Source organism: Peribacillus sp. FSL M8-0224 (assembly GCF_038003055.1).
Classification (GTDB): Bacteria; Bacillota; Bacilli; order Bacillales; family DSM-1321; genus Peribacillus; species Peribacillus frigoritolerans.
In genome coordinates this window covers 5,210,874-5,230,879 of record NZ_JBBOOJ010000001.1, presented here as the reverse complement: position 1 = coordinate 5,230,879, position 20,006 = coordinate 5,210,874, and the positions used below count along the sequence as shown (strand labels likewise).

Below are 20,006 nucleotides of genomic sequence, written 5' to 3'. Positions count from 1 at the left end.
TAATAATGAATCTAGTTTATATAGGATCTTTCATCCCAGTGTTGGCAGTAACCAAAATTTCGTCGAATTTTTTGGCATCTGCTTTCTTGCTTGACAGAAGTGTTCCGGCGATGGCTGCGATAAAACCAATCGGGATGGAGATGATGCCTGGGTTGGCAAGTGGGAATAATGGTTCCCCAACGAATATTGCCGCTCCCTCCACCGGTGACCAGACATTGGGACTTAGGAATACAAGCAATAAAGAACTGACCAGACCAACTAACATGCCCGTGACAGCACCAGTCGTGTTAAAACGCTTCCAGAATACCGTGAAGACAATGATGGGCAGATTGGCACTGGCAGCGACGGCAAAGGCGAGTGAAACAAGGAAGGCGACATTCATGTTTTGGGCAAATAAGGCCAGGATGATGGAAAGGATGGATACTCCGATGGATGCCCAACGGGCAGCAACGACTTGTTCTTTGTCGGTGGCTTGACCTTTCCGGATGATGTGGCCATAGAAGTCATGGGCAAAAGCAGATGCTGCCGATAGAACGAGACCTGCGACAACCGCTAAAATGGTAGCGAAAGCAACTGCAGAGACAAAGGCGAACAGGAAGTCACCCCCAATGGCTTCGGCAAGCAGCGGAGCAGCCATATTGCCGGCCGCATTCGCGGCTATTATTTTGTCGTAACCGACAAAGGCTGCCGCTCCAAAACCGAGGAAAATGGTCATTATATAAAAGATGCCAATGATCCAAGTGGCATATACTACTGACTTTCGGGCTGTGATGGCGTCTTTCACCGTAAAGAAACGGATAAGAATGTGAGGTAGTCCAGCCGTACCGAGTACAAGCGCTAAATTAAGGGATAAAGTATCCAAAGGATCCTTGAATTTGTTACCGGGGTTAAGGAAATCCCCGCCCAAAGGAGTGGCTGTTTTCATCTGCCTGAACATCTCGATCACGCTAAAGTCGAATTTCGCCAACACGACGATGGAGATGATGAATGTTCCTGCCATCAATAAAACGGCTTTAACGATTTGGACCCAACTGGTGGCCGTCATACCGCCGAAAACGACGTATACGGTCATTAAAATACCTACAATGATGACGGAGTAAAGATAATCAATTCCTAGTAAGAGCTTTATAAGGGCACCTGCACCGACTAATTGGGCGATCATATAAAAGGTTGAAATCGAAATGGTGTTAAGGGCAGCAACCCCGCGTACTTTCTTTTCATTGAAACGGGCAGCGATCATATCCGCCAATGTATACTTGCCAAGGTTACGGAGCGGTTCGGCCACAATATAAAGAACGACCAGATACGCAACCAGAAAACCTATGCTATAGAAAAAACCGTCAAATCCAGAGAGTGCGACCATGCCGGCTATTCCCAAAAATGAGGCGGCGGACATATAATCTCCCGCAATGGCCCAGCCATTCTGCCAGCCAGTGAGGCTGCTGTCAGCCGTATAAAAGTCCGCGGTCGTTTTGGTGCGCCGTGAAGCAAAATAGGTAATGACCAATGTTAGTCCGACAATGATAAGAAATAATATAAAAGCAAGAATATTCATTGTGAATTCACCTTTTATCCTTTCGCTTCTTTAACGATTTTTTCTACTAATTTGTCAAATGTCGCCGCTTTTCTGGAATAGAGGATGCATAATGTCCAGGTCATGATAAATTGGGCGAAGGCAAAAATCCAGGCCCAGCTGATTGCCCCGAAAGCATAGGAGTTAAGAACTTTAGAATAGGAAGTTAGTATGGGTAGGGTGAAATAAAAGACCATGAAAAAGATGGATAGCGGGACGATGAAGTTGCGTTTTTTCCTTAAGAGTTCTTGAAAAGATTGTGATTGGACGATCTTGGTGTAGTCCGTGGAAGCGCTTACCTCGGTTTCCTTAGCGATTGAATCGTTTGATGCCAAGTTGGTTCCCCCTTCATCATTATTGATTTGGTTTTCATTACCATTTTCCGATAACAGTATCAGTATATATTTTTCAGAATATATTGTAAATTCAAATGCTGGAATTAAAGTTTTTTTCGTTCGACATAGTTTTTTCTTTTTACGCACAAGCAAAACCATTAAGGAAAAGTTAAGCTTCTTTCACGATACTGGTTTCAACGAAGGAAACCTGAAAGGAGAAAAGTGATGAAAAAGTTGATAACGATAGGTACGGTTTTAGTGCTGGCGATTGGGGGAAGCGTTTGGTTTTTCATGAAGGACAATGCTGAGCCTGTTATTGCGAAATCGGTGACGGCTACAGTAGAAAAGGGAAATCTTGAAGTTCAAATAAGCGGTTCCGGATCGGTCGCCGCAATAAATAGTGAGGATATTACATCTTCCATATCGGGTGAAGTGGACGAAGTTCTGGTAGAGAAGAATGAATTGGTTGAGAAAGGTGATGAACTTATTACCTTCACGGATGGAAGTGACCCGATAACGGCCCCATTCGATGGTACCGTTACAACAATGGATGTTGAAGAAGGGGATCGTGTATCAAGCAGTGAAGTGTTGGCACATGTTACGGATTATAAAAAATTGAAAACCACGATCAGTGTTGATGAATTGGATGTTCCAAGTGTTAAAAAAGGACAAACGGTTGAAATTAAAGCCAGTGCTTTTGAAGATGAAACGTTTACGGGGGAAGTGACCAGTGTAGCAAGGGAAGGTACATATGAGAATGGAGTTTCTTCATTCGATGTCACTATCAAAATTGACAAACCCGGCGATATAAAAATTGGGATGTCGACTGAGGTGAGCATTTTGACGAATAGTGTAAAAGATGCCTTATATGTTCCGATTGAAGCAGTCCAAATCGACGGGGAAGAGAAATATGTGAATATACAACAATCCGGTACAACTGAAGGAGCTGTCAGTACAAAGAAAGTGGTTGAGACTGGAATCAGTAACGATAGATATATTGAAATAACTTCGGGGCTTGAAGAGGGACAGTTTGTTTCCTTGCCTATCACCATCAATGAAAGCTCCACTGGCAGCGGCGGCGAAGGAATGAGGGGAGGCCAAGGAGGCGAGATAAGAATGCAGAGCGGCAGCGGAATGCCAAGCGGCGGGATGCCAAACGGTGGCGGAATGCCGAGTGGAAAGGGAGGTCAGTAAAATGGCGAAACCCATCATAAAAATTAAGAACATGTCCAAGTCTTATGAATTAGGCGGTGAAACGGTCAAGGCACTTCAGGATGTCTGTCTTACAATCGATAAAGGCGATTTCATTTCGATCATCGGTCCTTCTGGGTCAGGGAAATCGACGTTCATGAATATGATTGGCTGCCTTGACAAGCCTGACATAGGTGAATACCTTCTTGATGGTAAAGAAGTGGAGAAGATGAAGGATAATGAGTTAGCTGCCATCCGTAATATTAAAATAGGATTCATCTTTCAAAATTTCAACCTGTTGGCAAAACTGACAGCATTGGAGAACGTCGAACTTCCCCTGGTTTATAGAGGGGCAAGCGTGAGGGAAAGAAGAGAAGTGGCCAATGCGTGCCTTGATATGGTGGGCCTTGGTGACCGGAAGAATCATCTGCCTACCCAACTGTCGGGTGGACAGCAGCAAAGAGTTGCGATTGCAAGGGCACTTGCCGGTAATCCTCCCGTTTTATTGGCGGATGAGCCGACGGGGGCGCTTGATAGTAAAACGAGTAAAGAAGTGCTGCAGATGCTGAAAGAATTGAACGGAAAGGGACAAACAATCATTCTTATAACCCATGACTTGGAAGTGGCTAAAGAAGCGACTCGTGTCGTCCGGATACAGGATGGTCAGCTATTTGAAAACGGAGGTGATTGGATTGAACCTGAGCGAATCAATGAAGATGGCTATACGCAGTATCAAAACCAATAAAGTCAGAGCATTTTTAACCATGCTTGGGATCATAATTGGAGTTGCCTCCGTAATCGTCCTGGTTTCGATTGGGCAGGGTTCCTCACAGTCCGTTCAGGATGAGATCAATAGCCTGGGAACGAACCTGATAACGGTAAGTGTCACGGATACCGACTCCGTGGAGCTGACGGATGATACAATTGAACAGTTTAAAGAGCTGAGCGGGATATCGGAAGTGGCGCCTGTGGTCACTGGACGAGTTTATGCCAAGAACGGAGAAGCTACGGCGCAGGTTTCAATGACCGGTGCAACTTCATCCTACTTATCAGTTAGGGATCTAGAGCTCAGTCAAGGCCGGTTTTTGACGGATATGGAAACGGAATTACGCTCCAAGGTCGTTGTCCTGGGGTCGGATACAGCCACCACGCTTTTTGAAAATCAAAAAGCCGTGGACCAGAACGTGCTTATCGGCGGTGTTTCCTATCGCGTGATCGGTGTCCTGAAATCGGTAGGCACCTCAATGGGATCAAGCGGGGATGATGTCATCATTGCACCTATCACCACTGCCGAAAGGGCTACAGGCAGCACGACAATCGGAACCGTCTATTTAAAAGCGGAGAACGAGAATATCATGGATAGGGCAATGTACCAGGTACAAGGTGCGATGACCACATCATTCCCAGAACAGAGTGGTAACTACTCGGTGTCCAATCAAGAAGATCTGATGGATACAATGAGCTCTGTATCGGACACGTTCACACTCATGCTTGGCGGTATTGCCAGTATTTCGTTACTGGTAGGCGGAATCGGGATCATGAATATCATGTTGGTTTCCGTCTCGGAGAGGACAAAGGAAATCGGGATTAGAAAAGCAATTGGGGCAAATCGGAAATCGATTCTTCTTCAGTTTTTAATTGAAGCGATGGTCCTGAGCTGCTTCGGGGGACTGTTGGGAGTTGGAATTGGCTTGGGAATCACAAAATTGATTTCAGCTTTTTCAAGTTTAACGATTAGTTATTCATGGACGGTGACATTGTTTGCCTTTTTATTCTCCATTTTAATCGGGATAATGTTTGGTGTATTTCCTGCCAATAAGGCATCCAAATTAAATCCAATCCAGGCACTGCGTCACGAATGAACATACCATTTTGAAAGAAAGCAGGCATTAAAAGCCCGCTTTCTTTTGCATATGAAAAAGGATAAAATCAACATATATCACAATTGAGGCGGTTGGGAGGTACCCTGCATGAAGGTTTTGGTGGTAGAAGATAATGTTTCATTATTAGAGTCGATCCGACAGATTTTGACGGATGAATATGAAGTCGATACAGCGGATAATGGGGAAGATGGGCTATTCATGGCTCAACAAAGTATTTACGATATCATCATTTTGGATGTAATGCTTCCGGGAATCGATGGATTTGAAATCGTACGGAAAATCAGGGAAGCAAAAATAGATACAAGTGTCTTGTTTTTGACGGCAAAAGATGCACTTGAGGATCGTGTCAGAGGGTTGGAAATGGGTGGCGATGATTATTTGGTCAAGCCGTTTCAGGCACCGGAACTTAAGGCCAGGATTCGTGCCCTGCTTCGAAGGAGTGGCATTATTTCGCTAGAACAGCATGTGAAATACCGTAATATTGAACTGTTGGAAAAAGAAAAGGATATTTTGGTTGATGGAAAGGTCATTAAAATGACCTTGAAACAGTTTGAATTACTGGAATACCTGATTCAAAATAATGGGAAAATATTGACCCGTGAGCAGATTTTCGACCGCATTTGGGGGTTTGATTCAGATACGACGATTGCCATTGTGGAAGTGTTCATCCATCACCTTAGAAAAAAATTGGAACCTTTCAATTATCATAAAGATATTCAAACCGTTCGGGGTATTGGTTATATGCTAAAACAACCATAAGGGGATCATTATGTTCCAAAAAACAAGGCTTCAACTAACAATATTGAATTCTATCGTCTTTATTGTCTTAATAGCCATATTAAGCAGAACGATTTATTTCTATACGGAAGACCAGATCTATAAGGATGTCAATGATTCACTTATAAAGGATTACCGGGATTTCAATAATGGCGGCATGCCAGGCGGACGTCCGCAAGGTGAGTTTCTCTTAGGACCGGGGCCAAGCGTCATCGTTTGGGGACCGGATGATACGATCATTGAGCCAAGACTGAGTGTAGATAATTTTTTTAAGGTCAATGAACAAAAATTTTTCCCTAAAACTTTTGATGACATTGAAGAAATATCAGTGAATGGATACACGTATCGGGCCCTTTCCACCCAGGTCGATACGGGGTATGGACAGATGGCCGTACAATTCATCAGGAATGTGGATACAGAAAAGGAAATGCTCGATCGCTTGCTGCTCATATTGTTTGTTGGTGGAGGAATTGGAAGTCTCGTGGCGGTGGGCGCTGGCTATCTTCTGGCAGGACGGGCCTTGATCCCGGTCAAGAAATCCTGGGATCAGCAGCAGCAGTTTGTCTCGGATGCTTCGCATGAAATTCGAACGCCGCTTGCTGTCATTCAATCGCGGGCTGATTTGCTATTTCAATCACCTAACGCGACAATCGAGGAAAAAGCCGTTGATATATCCATCATTTCGAAAGAAGTCCGCCGATTGAATAAGCTTGTTAACGGACTTTTAACCTTGACCAGAACCGATTCGAATCAAATGGAGGTTAAGAAATCGAACTTTTTCCTTGATGACCTACTTATGGATATCGTGGAACAGTATACGGATATAGCATCTTTTCAAGAGAAATCAATCATTAGCCATGCTCCCGAACAGGTAGTGTTTCATGGGGATAAAGAGAGAATTCATCAGCTATTGGTGATCTTGGTGGATAATGCCATGAAATTCACCGAGGAAGGCGGGGAAATTTCCCTGTCCTGCATCAAGAATGCTTCATCCATCATTCTTACTGTAGAAGATAATGGAATAGGCATTCCACAGGAAGAACTCCCCTTGATTTTTAACCGTTTTTACCAAGTGGAGCAATCCCGTTCGGCAAATGAAGGCTCTGGCTTAGGACTATCCATAGCCAAATGGATTGTAAACACACATCAAGGGAACATCAAGGTTACAAGTGAGCAGAATGAACGGACCCGTTTTGAAATCACTTTTCCGAGAAATCAAAGGAAAAACTAGCTGCCAGCCAATATGAAAAAGACCCTTACTTTCTTCCTTGCTGCTTAAGGAAAAATTAAGGGTCTTTTTAGATAATCATCTTATAAATACATTTATTTTCGGAGGAGAATCATTGATGAAAAGACTTGGTAGGTTACACTTTTTGGTTGGAATATTGGTTTCGGTCCTCTTAATGGTCCAAGCAGTCATCGGGATCATGATGTATGTGGATGGCAGCGGCAATGAGCCAATGAATCGACAGGCGGTGATGGGTCAGCCTGCCGACCGCAGCAATACAACAGATTCGGATGATACGGAAAAATCGGCTAATAGCAGTACGGCGACAGATGATTCATCGACGGAAACGGCAACTAATGATACGCAGGGCACTCCACAAGGGGGGCCTAATTATGGTTCCGGGACTCCAGGAGAAATGCCAAGCGGCGGCGGTTTCCAAGGCAGAGACTCTTTTGCTGGGAAATTCATCGACTTTTATCAAGGGGCAGGTGGCTTGGCCGCATCCATCATCATCTTTGTAATTGGAGGGGCAGGATTAGCGACAACGGTGATTACAAGAAAAACAGCTGCCTGAATAGTCGATATTATTTGTGGCAAGAGAAGGTTCCTTTCGAAGGGGAGCCTTCTTTTTTTATTCACGAAACCCATTATTGTCACTAATTGTTATTTTAAAAAGGGAAATAATAATTGCACTAAAAAAAATATTAGTTTAATATAGACTTCTGGAGAGGTACGTACATGTATTTTGGATGAAAGAGAAAACGTTTGCATAAATTATTTGAGGGTATCCTACTATTAATGCACGAACATTAAATTCACCCTTAGTGGAGGCAGAATATATGAAATTTCTGATTGCAATTTTAGGACTGCTTATCGTTTTTGGACTAGCTATCTTAGTCAGCAGTGACCGGAAGAAAGTTAAAATTAAACCGATCATCCTCATGGTGGTCATTCAGCTTGTTTTAACTTATTTATTATTAAACACGAAGTTTGGCTTAGTGATCATCAATTCAATTGCCGATGGTTTCGGAAAACTTTTGGAATGGGCAAATGAAGGGATCACCTTTGTATTTGGCGGGATTGTAAACGAAGGAGCATCGCCCTTCTTTTTAAATGTCCTTCTTCCTATCGTATTCATCTCCGCATTAATCGGGATTTTACAGCACTTCAAGATCCTTCCGTTCATCATGAAGTGGATTGGATTCGTTCTAAGTAAGGTGAATGGGATGGGTAAATTGGAATCTTACAATGCGGTTGCATCAGCAATAGTAGGCCAATCCGAGGTTTTCATAACCTTGAAAAAACAACTCGGTGCCATTCCGCCATCTCGGATGTATACGCTTTGTGCATCAGCCATGTCAACTGTATCGATGTCGATTGTCGGTGCTTATATGACGATGATTGAACCAAAGTACGTTGTGACGGCCATTGTTATTAACATGTTTGGTGGATTTATCATCGCATCCATTATCAACCCTTATACAGTAACGGATGCAGAGGATATTCTCCCTGTTGAAGAAGGGGCAGAGAAGCAGTCTTTCTTCGAAATGCTTGGGGAATATATCATGGATGGGTTCAAGGTTGCTATCACTGTAGCGGCGATGTTAATTGGTTTCGTTGCTTTAATCGCCGGGATCAACAGCATATTCGACATGATTTTCGGCATCAGCTTCCAAGACATCATGGGGTATATCTTTGCACCGTTTGCGTTTATCATGGGTATACCGATTTCAGAAACCGTGACTGCTGGCGGAATCATGGCGACGAAACTGGTAACCAATGAATTCGTTGCCATGCTGAGCTTAGGGGAAGCATCAGCTGCCTTGAGCGAAAGGACGATAGGGATCGTTTCGGTTTTCTTGGTTTCATTCGCCAATTTCTCATCAATTGGTATCATTGCCGGTGCAGTCAAAGGACTTCATGAAAAACAGGGAAATGTTGTAGCCCGTTTCGGCTTGAAGCTGCTATACGGTGCGACTCTTGTCAGCATCCTATCAGCGATCATTGTAAGTGTGATACTTTAAATAACGGATCTAACACAAAAGGGCACTTGGGTTCACTCCTAAGTGCCTCTTTTATATTGGTTACGCAAAGGTAGAATCTTTGAATTTGAAGGTGCTTGGCTTGCTGGTATATAATACATAAAATGACAGGCGTGAAAGGGGAGTTTTAGGATGACGATGGATGGAAAAGAAACAGCTATCTTTGCAGGAGGCTGCTTTTGGTGCATGGTTGCTCCCTTTGATGAAATGGATGGTATCATTTCAGTGACATCAGGTTATACAGGCGGTAAATTTGCCGCTCCAAGTTATAAACAAGTGATTACCGGTGCGACTGATCATGTTGAAGCGGTTCAAGTGATGTTCGATCCATCAATCATTTCCTATAAAACGTTATTAGAGATATTCTGGCAGCAAATCGATCCAACAGATGATAATGGACAGTTCTCGGATAGGGGAAAGCAATACAAGGCAGCCATTTTCTATCTTAATGAACGTCAGAAACGGGAGGCAGAACAATCGAGGGAAGATTTAATGATGAGCGGGCGGTTTAAGAAACCTATTGTTACGGGTATTCTACCCTCGGGGGAATTTTACGCCGCTGAGGAATATCATCAAGAATTCTATCGGAAAAACCAATTTCGCTACGCATTGTACCGTAAAGGCTCAGGACGGGATGCTTTCATTAAAGAAAATTGGCCTAAGGATCATGCACACCTTAGAAAGACCTTAACGGAGAGTCAGTTTCATGTCACCCAGGAAAATGGCACGGAGCCGCCTTTCGATAATGCTTATTGGGATCACTTTGAAGAAGGCATTTATGTGGATGTCGTTTCTGGTGAGCCCCTATTCAGTTCGCGGGATAAATATGATAGCGGTTGTGGGTGGCCAAGCTTCACGAAGCCCATCATGTCGGCAAGTGTCAATGAAAAAATGGATCTCAGCCACCGAATGACCCGGACCGAGGTGCGCAGCAGGGATGCCGATTCACACCTTGGACATGTTTTTCCCGATGGTCCAAGTCCTAAAGGCACGAGATATTGTATAAACTCTGCGGCCCTTCGATTCATCCCCAGAAACGAAATGGAGAAAGCGGGATATGGAGATTTATTAATACTATTCAAAATGAAATAACTAGGGAGATAGGGGAACACAAATGGATAAAATAGATGAAAATTTATATCGATATATCCTTGATAACTCGTCGAAGATTACGGAAAACTGGCTGGCTTTAAGGGAAAAGCAAACTGGGTCGATCTATTCAATAGATTCTAATGAGGAAATCGAAAAGCTGCTTAGGGAACAAAACACATGGACCATCAAGACAGTGACAAGTGCTTTACTTGAAGATGAAACTGCTTTTATTGAAACGATGGAGCAGTGGGCCACACTTGTCGCGAAGAGCAGGGTTGAATCGGACACCCCCATTTACGAAGTGTTGGAAGCGCTTAATAAGGTACGTGAAACATATTGGGCATTCATCACTGATTATATGCTCATGGATACGAAGATAACGAAAGAAATAATCATCCGGTGGAGCCGGCTTATTAATCGTGCCTTCGATCAATTGAACCGTGAGTTCACCGAGCAGTATTACCTTTTGACAAAAGAACGTTTGTCAGCTCAACAGGAGCTGATTAATGAACTGGGCGCACCTGTCATTCCCATTGTTGATGCCATTGCTGTATTGCCGTTAATCGGTGAAATCGATACCTATCGGGCAAAGGAAATTTTGAATGGGACTCCTAGCAAATGCATTAGCAAAAATATCACCCACTTATTCATCGATTTATCGGGAGTCTCCCTTTTGGATACGATGGTTGCCCAACAAATCTATCAATTGATAAGTACCCTGAACCTGTTAGGCATTCAATCGACCATTTCCGGGATTCGCCCTGAAGTGGCCCAGACATCGATTCAGTTAGGCCTTGATTTTAGTCAGGTTTCGACACATAGTACTCTTAAACAAGCCCTTTCCAAGCAAGGGATCAAGCTATACGAGAAAAAATGATATAAGGGTGCAGTAAATGAAAAAAACCAGATCCGCTAGGAATCTGGTTCTTTTTCGTGATTCTATAACTTGAATGAACTTTTCAAACCGACGATTTGGTTGAAGACCAAGTGATCGGCCGCAGTAAGTTTTGAATCAACATTATAATAGCCATGCCTGAAGAATTGGAATTTATCCTGAGGTTTAGCATCTTTCATGTTAGGCTCGACAAATCCTTGTAGAATTTCGATAGAATCAGGGTTTACCCGGTCCAGGAATGATTTTTCTTCCTCTTCATCATTTTCCTTATCCAAGATTAACGGCTGAAAGTTGCGGAATTCTGCTGAAACCGCTTGTGAAGCTTCGACCCAGTGCAATGTACCTTTTACTTTACGGCCAGTGAAGCCCGATCCGCTTTTCGTTTCAATATCGTATGTGCAGCGAAGTTCAATGACATTACCGGCGTCGTCCTTTATCACTTCTTCACATTTAATGAAATAAGCATGTTTCAAACGGACTTCATTGCCCGGGAAAAGTCGGAAATACTTTTTCGGCGGGTTTTCCATGAAATCGTCCTGTTCGATATATATTTCACGTGAAAACGGGATTTGGCGTGTACCCATTTCCGGTACTTCCGGATTGACCTCAGCATCCAGCCACTCTATCTCGCCTTCCGGATAGTTGGTGATGACCACTTTAAGCGGGTTCAGGATGGCCATAGTCCGTGGAGCCTTCAGCTTTAAGTCTTCCCGCACGAAATGATCAAGCATTTGAGAGTCTACGATACCGCTTGTTTTGGCGACACCTATCTCTTGGCAGAATGCACGAATCGCTTCGGGTGTATACCCGCGTCTCCGCAAGCCTGAAACGGTAGGCATCCGAGGGTCGTCCCAGCCGTCCACGAAGCCCTCATCGACAAGCTGCTTGAGTTTTCGCTTGCTCATTACTGTATTGGTCAGGTTAAGACGGCCAAATTCATATTGCTTTGGTTTGCTTTCCATTTCACAATTCTCAACGACCCAGTCATAAAGAGGGCGTTGATCTTCGAACTCAAGCGTACAAATGGAGTGTGTGACTCCCTCGATGGCATCTTCAATCGGGTGGGCAAAGGCATACATTGGGTAGATGCACCATTTGTTGCCGGTATTATGGTGTTCAGTATGGGAGATACGGTATATGACGGGATCACGCAAATTAATGTTGGGTGAGCTCATATCGATTTTTGCACGCAATACTTTTGCGCCGTTTTCGAATTCGCCGCTGCGCATCTTTTCAAATAGTTCAAGATTTTCCTCAACGGTTCTATTGCGGTAGGGGCTGTCTTTCCCTGGTTCTGTCAGCGTTCCGCGATATTCACGGATTTGGTCGGCATTAAGGTCGTCCACATATGCCAGTCCTTTGTTGATGAGCAGCACAGCTCTTTTATACATTTCATCAAAATAGTCGGAAGCGAAGAAAAGGTTATCCCAGTCGTAGCCGAGCCATTTTACATCTTCCTTAATGGAGTTTACAAACTCAATATCCTCTTTCAATGGATTCGTATCATCGAAACGAAGGTTGGTTTTCCCATTGAAATCATCAGCCACCCCAAAATTCAAAATGATTGATTTGGCATGCCCGATATGTAAATATCCGTTCGGCTCAGGAGGGAAGCGGGTGATGACATGATCATGTTTTCCGGACTCTAGGTCATCTTTTATAATATTTTTAATAAAATTCGAAGAGTTATTTTCCAACTGAATTCGACCTCTTTCATTTATATACTTCTTTTAATTTTACCTGTATATATACCATAAATACAGATATTTTTCCATGTTCGAGCCGGAATCACGGTTTATCTGAAACAATTCATCAAGTATTTAGTTTGTACAATCCGAGCGGAAATATCCCTGAAACTTTAATCATGTAATTTAGGGAACGACCTAACTGGATATTAAGGAAACCAATAAATCCTTTTTCATTCAAAAAAAGCAATACAGGAATTCACGCCTGTATTGCTTATAATCGCGCTAGCAGACAGGACTTAGAATTAAAATTAAAAGACTGTCGTTTGCAAAAATTCTTTTGTACGTTCTTCTTTTGGATTGGTGAAGAATTCTTTTGGCGGTCCGCTTTCGACGACCCTCCCATTATGCATGAAGACAATCCAATCCCCGACCTCACGTGCAAAGCTCATTTCATGTGTAACGACTACCATTGTCATCCCTTCCAAGGCAAGCTCCTTCATCGTGGCAAGAACTTCACCGACAAGTTCGGGATCCAGAGCCGAGGTGGGCTCATCAAAGAGCAGGATATCAGGTTTCATGGCAAGGGCGCGGGCGATGGCAACACGCTGTTTCTGTCCGCCTGAGAGCTTGCTTGGATAGACATCCGCTTTATCTGATAAACCGACTTTGGCAAGCAATGCCTTTGCTTCTTCAATCGCTTGGGCCTTAGGGACTTTTTTGACGTGTGTCGGTGCTTCGATCACATTTTCCAGTACGGTCATATGAGGAAAGAGGTAGAAATGCTGAAATACCATTCCGACTTTCTCGCGGATTTTATTAATATCATGGGTACCAGGATTGATTTCCGTTCCTTCAATGAGGATTTGGCCGCTGTCTTTCTTCTCTAAATAATTCAAACAGCGGAGGAGGGTGCTTTTTCCGGAACCGCTTGGTCCGATCAGACAGACAACATCGCTATCGAGTACCTTCATATCGATATCTTTAAGTACATGCAGGTTTCCATACGATTTATTTAAATTCCTAATGCGAATCATTTCTTTTTGTTCCATTTCAATTCCCCCTATCGATCACTAATGGACAGTTTCTTTTCGAATAAATTGACGATAATGGTCAGGAAAGCCACTAGAATCAAGTAGTAGACGGCTACAATCAATAAATAAGTCATTTCATCGAAATTATTCGAGCCCAACGTAGTGGCTACATTAAACAGCTCATTCATGGATATGAAGGCCGCCAGTGATGAATCCTTCAGTCCGATGATGAATTGGTTGCCAAGCGGCGGCAATGCGCGGCGGAAGGCTTGAGGCAAGATGATTCTCCTTAAGGTGAGCGAATTGCTCATGCCAAGGGAGCGTCCGGCCTCCATTTGGCCTTTGTCGATGGATTGAATCGTACCACGTAAAATCTCTGAGATATAAGCTCCATTATGGAAAGCCAGGGCAAGTGACGCCGCCCAGAAGTCCGGCAGTAAGAAGAGATTGCTGATACCGAAATAGAGTATGAATATCTGTACGATTAAAGGCGTTCCCCGTACCAGGAATACATATGTATCTGAAATCCATGCAAGAATTTTTATATTGGATATTTTTAAAAGTGCAAATAGCAAACCGATGACGATACCCACCAATATGGAGACTACCGTCAGTTCCAATGTGAGGAGCATGGCCCGGATGAATACGTCCGAGGAGCTAAATAATGTATCAAAAAAATGTGAAAAACTTGGCAATGTAATGACTCCCTTTCTATCAATCTTTATTCAGGCTTAGTTGTGATGTCTTCACCAAAGTACTTTTTGCTGATTTCAGCAAGCGTTCCATCTTCACGGAGGTTTTCAAGAGCTTCGTTGATGCGTGCAAGCAGCTGAGGGTTGTCGTCAGGCAGTACAATGGCCTGCTCGCTTCGTTCGATCAATTGCCTTCCTTCGATGTCGAAACCTTCCTTGGTTGCTTCCTTACCGGTTACGAAGTCGGTGATGACGGCATCATGACGTCCTCCGCTCAATGCCTTCAGGGCGGTGATATCACTGTCATAGGTTTTTACATTGGTTGTATATTTTTCTGCTGTCGTTGCGTACGTAGAGCCTTTAGAAGCCGCAACTTCCTTACCCTTTAAATCTTCAACCGTTTTAATATCACTATCCGGGCGGACGAAAATTTGTGGACCTGAATAGTAATAAGGGGTCGAGAAGGCAACATGTTTACTTCGTTCTTCATTGATTGTATGACTGGCAACCGCAGCATCTGCCCGACCGGTTTTAACACCTTCCACGATACCTTTGAACTTTATCCGTTTAGGCACTGGCTCTAGGTCGAGTTCCTTTGCAATTGCATCGCCAACTTCAATATCGAACCCGGTTACGGTCATGTCATCATTGACATAACTGAATGGCTTGAATTCACCTGAGGCAGCGAAAACAAACTGGTCCTCATTGATCAGCTTACTCCCGTCCTCCAGCTGGTCCTTTTCAGCACAGCCGGACAGAAGACCAAGAACAGCCAGAATGGATACAATGAATGTAACGGATGATTTCATGATAATTTCATTTCCCCCTTTGAAAAAAACTAATAGAATGGTCTATACCCTTATAAGGCAGTGAATAACCTTATTAACTAGGGAAAATAAACCTGAAATAAAAATGGTTGTCCAGATCATGCCGACATTTCATCCAAGAATCCCCCTTCACTATGCATTTCATAAAGGTTCTCGGCGTTTGCCTTCATTTCCTTTAAATCCACCAGTTATTTATTGGAAGAATGATAATCTGCATATTAATAGAGGATGAGAACGAATGGTATCTTTTCAATTCCATATAGATAACTTCTATTTCAATATAAAAAAGTCGACCGTGATCAGGCCGACTTTTCCGTGATTAAAACCTACGAAATATGAATAGAGGATAGCTTTAAAAAAAGGCATTTGATTTTGCAAGTATTACTAAAGTAGAACTAGTGACTCATGAAATAAAAGACCCTCATTCATATCATCACTTTTCTCCTTACCCAAAAATGAAACCCATTGTTCCAAAGTAGGAATGTATAACAAGTTCCTTTTATATACGATTAAATTATTACAATTCGGGCTGAATTAAAAGCTGATGCTTCATTTAAATCCCATGTATCAAGTTCAAAAGAAGGAAGATTAAAGATCAATTTGCAATAAAGTAAATCCATTAACTAGGGGGCGGAGTCTCAAGTTCAGCGACTAATACAATAGCAAATGCTATTTATGGTTTGAACTTATGGCTTGGAACTATGACAAAAACAAAGGGGAAAGTAGAAAATGAAAAAGTATTTCTTGCTTAAATTACTCGGACTTATGGTTTTGTTAGTTCCTATACTTTTAAATCTTTGAATATAATAGAGAGTATAAATGCTACTATAATTGTAATTACTATTTTACTAGGCATAGCGATACTAATTTTAGCGGCTTATCCCAATTTGTCACATTTAAAACTTTGTCTTATCTTTTGAATTTTCTTGCAATTTTAATAAGAAGAAAGCCTATTAAAGTTATTATAACTATTGCTATTAAAGCTCCTATTGGACTAAAGGTTTTCATATTATTTCTCCTTAAAATGCATATAAGTTGAAGGACCCACTAGTTGTTTTAACTTCTACATAAGCATCAGTGTATGTGTATACTACAGCAATTGCACTATATTTTACAGTCTTATCCATTGCCCATGAAGTTTTTTTTGTGGTTGTGCTACTTTGTGCGGAACCACTATAAACTATGCCTACGTAAGTTCCGCTTTTTCCTAGTACGCCATAAGCAACATTTGTTACAGCAGTTTTTATTCCTTTAACTTTTGAACTTCCGGCAGGAATCGTAGCTTTAAGGTTTCCTCGATAACTATGATTTAATACATTTATATTTGTATAAACTTTTCCAGTGAATTTAACAGTGACACCATATTTTGATTTTGATTTACTAAAAGATTGGCTATTTGTATTACCAAATTTCAGTGAAACTGGTTGAATTAAGTTAGTTGGTTGGACGGGAATGTCCTCTGTTTCGTTTGTACTTGAAGCATAAGCTCTTATAAACTCTGTATCTTCCAATGAAAAGGGTTCATTTATATTATATTTTGAATTAATTTCTTCAAATCTATCAATGATTTTTTCGTCTGATAAATTTTTATTAATTTTAAATTTAATTTCCTTAATTTCAATCGGGTCTAATGATGTTGGTTGTCTTTCAACTGGCTTTTCCTCCGTTACAGGTGAGTGACCTTCAGCTGCAAATACATGAGATGGAAGTAGAGCGGCTCCTAAAACTAGAATCAAGGATAAAAATAGTAAAGATTTCATTTTTTGTATCATTGTTATTTCTCCCTCCATTTAGTTTGTGTATTCTATGTTAAATGAAAAGAGAGACGTGCATTTCTCAAAATTGAAATCAAATGTTTTAACACTGAAACAACCAAAAGATTACGTGATTTCGAATCTCTTAGGAATACAGCCATTTAGTTTTTAATTTTAAAGTAGCCATATCTTATTTTCCCCCCTCCATCCTTGTTTTGTTTTAACGTCAAATACAAATCATTTTAAATTGGAAAGAATAATATCGACTGTGCTTCCGGAATAGGTATAGCTCAGAATAAGAGATGTTGTAATAATGCTGCGAGCAAGTGGTTGGATAGTTTTTTATTATTGTCTAAAATCATCCTAAACGTAACATAAGAAATGATTTTTAGAGTTTCAATATATAAATAAATTATTTCATTATTGGAACTTTATTAATTTCTATTATATAAACACCAATTTTTTTACAGGAGAACGATGTTATAGATAGGATATTAAGGTACAAATCCTAGTAAGCAAAAATTTTAAAATGTGTTGTACTTATTTCTACTGTGTAATCTGTGTATATTGGAATAATAGTGGAATGTTTCGGATCGTCGTGGCTACCAACAAAATCCCGAATTGATTGACTGACTTTAATTTTGCCCATGAATTGAAGTATAATATAGCAAAATAGAAGAAGGGCAGTTGGGAAAATGGTGAGCAACTTTGTGCAAGAGCAGTTACAGGAATTTCGCGAAAGAAATCAAGATAGAGGCCGTTTAATTATAAAATGTCCGGACCAGCCGGGAATTGTTTCGACAGTTACGGCTTTTCTTAAAGAATATGATGCAAATATTGTTGAATTGAGTCAGTATTCGATGAATCCTGAGGGCGGTACCTTTTTCACCAGGATCGAGTTCGATTGTCCAGGATTGAATGACAAGGCAGCGGATATGCAACTGGCATTCCAGGAAGTTTCGACAGCATTCTCGATGCAATGGACATTTAATCATGTGAGTGATCTGAAGAGGACGGCAATCTTCGTTTCGAAGGAACCTCATTGCCTTCTGGAATTGCTATGGGAGTGGCAAAGCGGGGATTTATTGGCTGATATTGCGCTGGTCATCAGCAATCATGAAGATACGAGGGAAATTGTCGAATCGATGGGCATCCCGTTTTATTACATTCCTGCCAATAAGGATATACGTAAGGAAGTGGAGACTAAACAGCTTGGACTTCTGGAAGAATTCAAAGTGGACCTTATTGTTTTAGCTAGGTATATGCAGATATTGACGCCGGATTTCGTAGCGGCCCATCCGAACAGGATCATCAATATCCATCATTCCTTTTTACCTGCCTTCATTGGAGCACGGCCTTATGAACGAGCTTATGACAGAGGTGTTAAGCTGATTGGGGCGACTTCCCATTATGTGACGAATGATTTGGATGAAGGTCCAATCATCGAGCAGGATATCGAACGGGTGGACCATCGTGATTCTGCCGGGGATATGAAGAAAATCGGTCGTTCAGCTGAACGCAGGGTGCTGGCACGTGCCGTTAAATGGCATTTGGAGGACCGCGTCATTGTTCATGAAAATAAAACGGTAGTCTTTTAAAATGAAAAACCCCCTTTGGATTGCCAAGGGGGTTCCGTTTGCGACAAAGGGAGGTTCGGATTGCTGCCATCCTAGAACCATGATTTTAGTGGAATACTGAATGATCCTGAATGTTTTTTAACTTGATTATAGAATGATACCCTTACTAGATTGAAGAAATTTGCGAACTGGCTAGCCGAGACCCTGGAGACGCTTGCCGGCGAGGAGGCTTGGCAGACAGTCGGCGGAAAGGGAGCGGATTTCTGAAATCACCTGGAACCTTTTTAAACGAATTGAAAGAAACTAGTTCTTCTCTAATTTGTCCACATTCTGAATCCCCCTTTAGGTTGCCAAGGGGGGTTTTTAGGATGGAATTTAGTGAGTGCTAGTACGTGTATTCCACCCTTACCGAGGCAGTGATGTTCAATTCACCAGGCTGAATCGGGGTAGTCGCCATTTTTGAAAGGGTACTTGTTTGAAAAAGCATTGGAGTTGCCGTTTCAGATAGTTCTTCAACCCTATTAGGGACTGGGTTCAATGAGATTCCTAGCGTTCGGGCCATGGAGAGTGCTTTTTCGTATGCATTTTTTAAAGCTAGAGAAAGTGCCTGGTTATAGTATGCATCTGGATTGGATAAAGAGAAGCGGATGCTGGTGATTGAATTGGCGCCGCTTCTGACGGCCGTATCGATTATGCTGCCTATTTTCTCGATGTCGGTCGTCTGGGCTTGTATGATGTGCTGGACTTTGTAGTTCTTGAACAATTCCTTTCCGTCAATATAATCATATTGTGGATCGATTCTGTAATCACTCGTTTTCAATTGCTCTTCGGGAATGCCTGCGGATTTAAGTGATGCGATGACATTTGCGATTGCTTGGGAATTGGCTTGCTGGGCCTTTTGCGGGTCCTCATCCTCTGTTATGACTCCAAGGGTGATCGTGGCTTGATCCGGAGCAGCAGATAGCGTCTCTGAGCCGGAAACTTTCAATATATGTTCATCGTTGCGGTAATGATCCCTAACGGGGGCATTGTATTCTTGATTCATTTTGACACCAGCCTTTTTATAGAGATATTCTCAACCCTATTGTACGAATTATGAATGGGAAACATGATTGAAATATCCCCCTTTGTCATTAATTCATCGAACAATCACAAAAAAACACTCGGCCTGGACCGAGTGCACATTACTTATGAATGACTTGTACCCTGCCCACCTGGCCATCAGTCAATCTTACTTTAATTCCATGAGGGTGGGTGCTGGAGTTGGTTAAAATATCCTTTACAGTGCCGCTTGTCAGTTTTCCGGTGCGTTGATCTGCTTTAAGTACAATGTCCACAGAGGCACCTGGGGTAATATCTTTCCGGTTTTTACCGTTCATGTTCGATTCATTCCTTTTCAGAGTTATTTGCAGCCATTCAAC

General features: G+C 42.2%; 19 protein-coding genes. 10 read left to right on the top strand and 9 right to left on the bottom strand.

Going from position 1 to position 20,006, the window contains the following annotated elements; translation table 11 throughout:
• Positions 1-16: 16 nt before the first annotated feature.
• The gene (locus MKX49_RS25450) at positions 17-1,555 is read right to left on the bottom strand and encodes a solute symporter family protein (protein ID WP_340878218.1); all 1,539 of its coding nucleotides are present in this window, start codon (positions 1,553-1,555) and stop codon (positions 17-19) included.
• Between the two features lie 14 nt (positions 1,556-1,569).
• Positions 1,570-1,890 (bottom strand): DUF485 domain-containing protein, encoded by a 321-nt coding sequence (locus tag MKX49_RS25445; RefSeq protein ID WP_373689814.1) that lies wholly within the window; start codon positions 1,888-1,890, stop codon positions 1,570-1,572.
• A gap of 243 nt (positions 1,891-2,133) precedes the next feature.
• On the opposite strand from MKX49_RS25445, the gene MKX49_RS25440 reads away from it, so the two are divergent.
• From MKX49_RS25440 to MKX49_RS25400, 9 genes are all read left to right on the top strand, one after another.
• Entirely contained in the window at positions 2,134-3,102 is a 969-nt protein-coding gene (locus MKX49_RS25440; RefSeq protein ID WP_340878217.1) for an efflux RND transporter periplasmic adaptor subunit, read from the top strand.
• Between the two features lies 1 nt (position 3,103).
• Positions 3,104-3,844: an ATP-binding cassette domain-containing protein gene (locus MKX49_RS25435; protein WP_194719488.1), complete on the top strand. Its 741-nt coding sequence runs from the start codon at positions 3,104-3,106 to the stop codon at positions 3,842-3,844.
• Positions 3,771-4,961, top strand: a complete 1,191-nt coding sequence (locus MKX49_RS25430) for an ABC transporter permease (protein ID WP_340878215.1) — start codon at positions 3,771-3,773, stop codon at positions 4,959-4,961. Before MKX49_RS25435 ends, MKX49_RS25430 begins: the two co-directional genes overlap by 74 nt.
• 108 nt (positions 4,962-5,069) lie before the next feature.
• On the top strand, positions 5,070-5,741 hold the full coding sequence (locus MKX49_RS25425; RefSeq protein ID WP_034316054.1) for a response regulator transcription factor: 672 nt from the start codon (positions 5,070-5,072) through the stop codon (positions 5,739-5,741).
• A 10-nt stretch (positions 5,742-5,751) separates the two neighbouring features.
• Entirely contained in the window at positions 5,752-6,990 is a 1,239-nt protein-coding gene (locus tag MKX49_RS25420) for a sensor histidine kinase (RefSeq protein ID WP_251541712.1), read from the top strand.
• Between the two features lie 115 nt (positions 6,991-7,105).
• Complete coding sequence (locus MKX49_RS25415) at positions 7,106-7,561, top strand: hypothetical protein (RefSeq protein WP_340878213.1); 456 nt, start codon at positions 7,106-7,108, stop codon at positions 7,559-7,561.
• 265 nt (positions 7,562-7,826) lie between these two features.
• Complete coding sequence (locus MKX49_RS25410; protein ID WP_048685673.1) at positions 7,827-9,011, top strand: NupC/NupG family nucleoside CNT transporter; 1,185 nt, start codon at positions 7,827-7,829, stop codon at positions 9,009-9,011.
• Between the two features lie 150 nt (positions 9,012-9,161).
• Positions 9,162-10,121, top strand: a complete 960-nt coding sequence (gene msrB / locus MKX49_RS25405; RefSeq protein WP_340878211.1) for a peptide-methionine (R)-S-oxide reductase MsrB — start codon at positions 9,162-9,164, stop codon at positions 10,119-10,121.
• Positions 10,122-10,143: 22 nt separating this feature from the next.
• Positions 10,144-10,998 carry an STAS domain-containing protein gene (locus MKX49_RS25400; RefSeq protein WP_340878210.1) on the top strand — a complete coding sequence of 285 codons (855 nt, stop codon included), beginning with the start codon at positions 10,144-10,146 and terminating at the stop codon, positions 10,996-10,998.
• 62 nt (positions 10,999-11,060) lie between these two features.
• On the opposite strand, the gene MKX49_RS25395 is transcribed toward MKX49_RS25400, so the two are convergent.
• The 5 genes from MKX49_RS25395 to MKX49_RS25375 all read right to left on the bottom strand — a co-directional run bounded on the left by MKX49_RS25395 (position 11,061) and on the right by MKX49_RS25375 (position 17,026).
• Entirely contained in the window at positions 11,061-12,713 is a 1,653-nt protein-coding gene (locus MKX49_RS25395) for a glutamine--tRNA ligase/YqeY domain fusion protein (RefSeq protein WP_340878209.1), read from the bottom strand.
• Between the two features lie 299 nt (positions 12,714-13,012).
• A complete protein-coding gene (locus tag MKX49_RS25390; RefSeq protein ID WP_095390614.1) occupies positions 13,013-13,753 on the bottom strand; it encodes an amino acid ABC transporter ATP-binding protein in 741 nt (246 codons plus the stop codon).
• 11 nt (positions 13,754-13,764) lie between these two features.
• Positions 13,765-14,430, bottom strand: coding sequence for an amino acid ABC transporter permease (locus MKX49_RS25385; RefSeq protein WP_048685680.1), 666 nt, complete (start codon positions 14,428-14,430; stop codon positions 13,765-13,767).
• Between the two features lie 26 nt (positions 14,431-14,456).
• Complete coding sequence (locus MKX49_RS25380) at positions 14,457-15,236, bottom strand: transporter substrate-binding domain-containing protein (RefSeq protein ID WP_053536955.1); 780 nt, start codon at positions 15,234-15,236, stop codon at positions 14,457-14,459.
• A gap of 1,037 nt (positions 15,237-16,273) precedes the next feature.
• The gene (locus MKX49_RS25375; protein ID WP_340878207.1) at positions 16,274-17,026 is read right to left on the bottom strand and encodes a hypothetical protein; all 753 of its coding nucleotides are present in this window, start codon (positions 17,024-17,026) and stop codon (positions 16,274-16,276) included.
• A gap of 680 nt (positions 17,027-17,706) precedes the next feature.
• Here MKX49_RS25375 and purU point away from each other — a divergent pair.
• Positions 17,707-18,606, top strand: coding sequence for a formyltetrahydrofolate deformylase (gene purU / locus MKX49_RS25370; RefSeq protein ID WP_053537426.1), 900 nt, complete (start codon positions 17,707-17,709; stop codon positions 18,604-18,606).
• Between the two features lie 364 nt (positions 18,607-18,970).
• On the opposite strand, the gene MKX49_RS25365 is transcribed toward purU, so the two are convergent.
• A complete protein-coding gene (locus MKX49_RS25365; RefSeq protein ID WP_127777596.1) occupies positions 18,971-19,630 on the bottom strand; it encodes an SIMPL domain-containing protein in 660 nt (219 codons plus the stop codon).
• Between the two features lie 139 nt (positions 19,631-19,769).
• On the bottom strand, positions 19,770-19,964 hold the full coding sequence (locus MKX49_RS25360) for a YwbE family protein (protein WP_034316239.1): 195 nt from the start codon (positions 19,962-19,964) through the stop codon (positions 19,770-19,772).
• Positions 19,965-20,006: the final 42 nt, after the last annotated feature.